We start from the raw sequence: 339 nt of genomic DNA on the forward strand, positions 1-339 counted from the left end.
TCCAACTCATTTAGATAGATGTTCGCCAGTAGTGGGGACAATGGCCCTCCTTGTGGGGTTCCTTTTTCGCTCTTAGCGAAAAGCCCATGGTCTAAGACTCCGCTAGTTAGAAACTTACAAATGAGTCTTAGTGTCCATGGGTCATCAATATATTGTTGGAGATACTTAATCATCAAGTCATGATTAACGTTATCAAAATAGGCTTTTAGGTCTAAGTCGACAACTCTTCGATAACCTTGATTATAAAGATCTACTACTTTTGCAATAGCGTCATGGGCCCCACGGTGGGGACGGAAGCCAAAACTATTATCAGAGAAAACACGCTCAAAGATAGGCGTA

At 41.9% G+C, this 339-nt stretch carries 1 protein-coding gene; it reads right to left on the reverse strand.

From position 1 onward, the window contains the following. Nucleotides 1-339: reverse transcriptase domain-containing protein (locus LMC10_RS01445; RefSeq protein WP_267866772.1), on the reverse strand; the 339-nt coding region annotated here is incomplete at both ends.

This window comes from Limosilactobacillus reuteri subsp. simiae (assembly GCF_020784875.1).
Classification (GTDB): domain Bacteria; phylum Bacillota; class Bacilli; order Lactobacillales; family Lactobacillaceae; genus Limosilactobacillus; species Limosilactobacillus reuteri_H.